A 3,244-nucleotide genomic window follows, 5' to 3' on the forward strand; every position below is an offset into this window, starting at 1 on the left:
GGCCCGGACCTCGGCCGGGATTCCGCGCAACAGGGCCTCCAGCGTGGTCAGTTCACCGCTGCTGCCGACCTCGCCCGGGCCCGCCGCGGTGAGCGCGTACCCCGCCTGCACCAGCGCCCCGCGCAGTGCGGCGCCGTCCGGTCCGGCCGTCGGCCCCACCCCGGCCCGCAGGAGCTGACGGTCCGTCAGTACCGTGGCCAGGCGCGGCCAGCAGGACCGCAGCGCGGCCCCGATCGCCGCCGGCTCCGCGGCCACCAGCGCCACCGCCCCGCCCCGCCCGTCCGGCGCGGCGGCGAACGGCGCGCCCACCCCGTGCAGCCCCTCCGCCAGCGCGGCCGCCGCCCACGACTGCGGCGCGCCGTCGATCCGCGCCACCACCGGGGTGAGCGGCCGCCCGGACAGGCCGCAGGCGGCCAACGCCTCCTCCAGTCCCGGCCCGCCGCCCTGGGCGAGCAGCTCCACCACCCGCACCGCCGTCTGCCGCTGCGCGGCGGCCGTGGCCCGGGCCCGGGTGGCCAGCGGCGCGAGCAGTTCCGCCAGGCCGTGCAGCACGGTGGTGGCGGCGGGGGCGGCCCGCCCGGCCGGCCGCAGCTGCCAACCGTCGAACGGCGCGGTGCCGGCCGGCCCGACCGGCACCGGCGGCGCGTCGGCCACCGGGAAGTCCGGCCCCGAACCCGCCAGCACCCGCCCGCCGGTCGTCTCCAACCGGCAGTGCGGCAGCCCCAGGTGCGCCACCGCGTGCGCCAGGATCGCCGCGGGCGGCGCGTCCGAGTGCAGCATCCCGAGCAGCTCGCGCCGCACCGTGGCGGGCACCGCCGCCAGGTTCTCCGAGCGCTCCCGCAGCTCGCCCCACAGGCGCAGGTAGACCCGGTCGGTGACGGCCCGGAAGCTGGTGCCCGCCGGGACCGAGAGCAGCGCGATGGAGTGCGCCCGGCAGGCCGCGACCAGCTCGGGCGGCACCACGCCGTGGGTGCCCTCGCCCGCCAGCAGCGCGGCCACCTCGGCGCTGCGCAGCGCGTTGGCGAACCGCAGCGCGGCCGAGGCGTCCTCGCCGCGCCACCAGACCAGCCCGGTCAGCACCAGCTCGCCGGCCTGCAGGTAGCGCGCCGGGTCCGCCAGATCGGTCGAGGTGACACCGGTGACCTCGCGCTCCAGCAGCTCCCGGGTCGCCCAGGCGACCTCGATGTCCAGGCCGTCCAGCTCCAGCAGTTCCCCGACGATCATCCTCTTGCTCCCGCTCCCGGTGCTCGCACCACTCCCGGCCCTTCGCAACAGCAAGGGCTAGGGGCGTCTAGGCATAGTAGATGCAAGTCAGGACCGGTCAGCATCCTCTTGTCCGATGGTCCAGTCGGCCGCCCTCCGGCTGGTGTGCAACACCAGTCGTCCGCACCATTGCGGCCTGCTTGACTGGGCCCCACGGGGAACCGCGCGGCCGGCTCGACCTCAAGCGGGTCGGCCGCCGGCAGCTGCGGTGGGCAAGCCGCCGCAGCCCCGCACACCCGGAGCGCCCGGCCGGACCGGTGGGTCGGCCGGGCGGGCGCTCGGGTCTCGGCCCGCAGTCGGCCGCTCAGGTGATCGGGACCACCCGGGGCCGGGCCAACCGCCGGTAGTCGGCCGCCCGGATCGCCACCGACCGGTCCAACCGGGCCGCGTTGAAGAAGAGTTCGGTCTCCTCGAAGAGCGCCGGGTCGGCCAGTACGGCCAGCTCGGGGTGGAACGAGAACGGGGTGATCGTCCCGCTCTCCGTCGCCCCGAGCCGCTCGGCGTCGGGTCGGCTGGCGAACCCGGCCTTGCGGCCGCCGCAGGCGCGGGCCACGCTCGGCAGGTCCACCCGGCGGTCACCGGGCACCACCGCGAGCACGTGGCACGGCCGGTCGGCCGGCCGCCGGACCGCGATCACCATGCACTTGGCGGCGGCGGAGAGCGGGTGGCCGCGCAGTTCGCTGGCGCGCGCGGTCTGCCCCTCCGGCGGGTGGTCCAGCAACCGGTAGGGCACCTGCCCACGGTCGAACAGGTCGAGCAGCAGCCGGTAGGTCGACGGCGGCGCTGCCGTCGACCCCTCCGTCCGCTCCGGGCGGTCGAGCACGGCGGCCGCTGCCTGCGGCACCTGCTGGTGGTCGCGCACGGCTCCTCCTCGTGGTTGACGCGGAATTCGTCGCGGCGGGCCGGGTCGGCGGCGGATCGGCGGTGATCCGCGCCCGCTGCGCCGGCCCGCCGCGCTCGGGCACGGCGGCGCCCGGCCGTCCGGTCCGGACGTCCGCCAGTCACCGCTGCGGTGGCGTCCCGGTGCCCGGCGCGGTCCGCGCCCGGCCCACCGGGGTTCGCCGGCCCGGCGCCGCGGGGGCCGCCGGTGCCGAACGGGGAGCGGACGGTGCGCCGCGCTCCCCCGGTCCGGCCGCGGGCGGGCGCCCGGTCGGGCCGCTCCGGACCCCGGGCCGGGGTGTCGGCCCTCCGCCGGGGCGGTCTTCCCCGGGCTGCCGACGCGTGCGCACCGTACGGGTCGGCACTGGGAATCGACTGGGAAGATCGACGGGGAGGGGGCCGCTACCCCTCGGCCGCGCCGGCCGGTCGCGGCCGGGCCCGCACGTGCATCCGCTCGCCCTGCCGCCCGAACAGGCTCAACAGCTCCACCGGGCGCCCGTCGGCCCCGCTGAACCAGTGCGGCACCCGGGTGTCGAACTCCGCCACCTCGCCCGGGCCGAGCAGCAGGTCGTGCTCCGCCAGCACCAGCCGCAACCGCCCCTGCAGCACGTAGAGCCACTCGTACCCCTCATGGGTGCGCGGGTCCGGCTGCGGGCCCCGGTCGGGGACCACCAGCTTGTACGCCTGCAGCGGGCCGGGCCCGCGGGTCAGCGGCACGTACGACCCGCCGTCGGCCTGCTTGCGCGGCTTGAGCCGCACCCGGGGATCGTCCACCTCGGGCGCGCCCACCAGCTCGTCCAGCGGCACCCGGTACAGCCCGGCCAGCGGCAGCAGCAGCTCCAGGGTGGGCCGGCGCCCGCCGGACTCCAGTCGGGAGAGCGTGCTCTTCGAGATCCCGGTGGCCTCCGCCACCGCGCCCAGGGTCAGCCCGCGCGCCTCGCGCAGCCGCCGCAGGCGCGGCGCCACCTCGTCCAGTACGGCCTGGTACTCCATCGGGCCATTGCACCGCGCCGCCCGGGCGGCGGCAAACGGTGTTGCCGGTTCCGCAACGGCCGGACGCCACGGGCGGCGGAGCGCGAACGCCACGGGCGGCGGTGGGACG

At 78.1% G+C, this 3,244-nt stretch carries 3 protein-coding genes; all 3 read right to left on the bottom strand.

All coding sequences use genetic code 11. From position 1 onward, the window contains the following. A partial coding sequence (locus ACFW1A_RS39575; RefSeq protein WP_380418395.1) for a PucR family transcriptional regulator ligand-binding domain-containing protein occupies positions 1–1,224 on the bottom strand: 1,224 nt, incomplete at its 3' end. A 343-nt stretch (positions 1,225–1,567) separates the two neighbouring features. Next, positions 1,568–2,125 carry a YbaK/EbsC family protein gene (locus tag ACFW1A_RS39580; protein ID WP_380418398.1) on the bottom strand — a complete coding sequence of 186 codons (558 nt, stop codon included), beginning with the start codon at positions 2,123–2,125 and terminating at the stop codon, positions 1,568–1,570. Between the two features lie 419 nt (positions 2,126–2,544). After that, complete coding sequence (locus tag ACFW1A_RS39585; RefSeq protein WP_380418400.1) at positions 2,545–3,135, bottom strand: helix-turn-helix domain-containing protein; 591 nt, start codon at positions 3,133–3,135, stop codon at positions 2,545–2,547. Positions 3,136–3,244 lie beyond the last annotated feature (109 nt).

Source organism: Kitasatospora sp. NPDC058965 (assembly GCF_042741245.1).
Taxonomy (GTDB): domain Bacteria; phylum Actinomycetota; class Actinomycetes; order Streptomycetales; family Streptomycetaceae; genus Kitasatospora.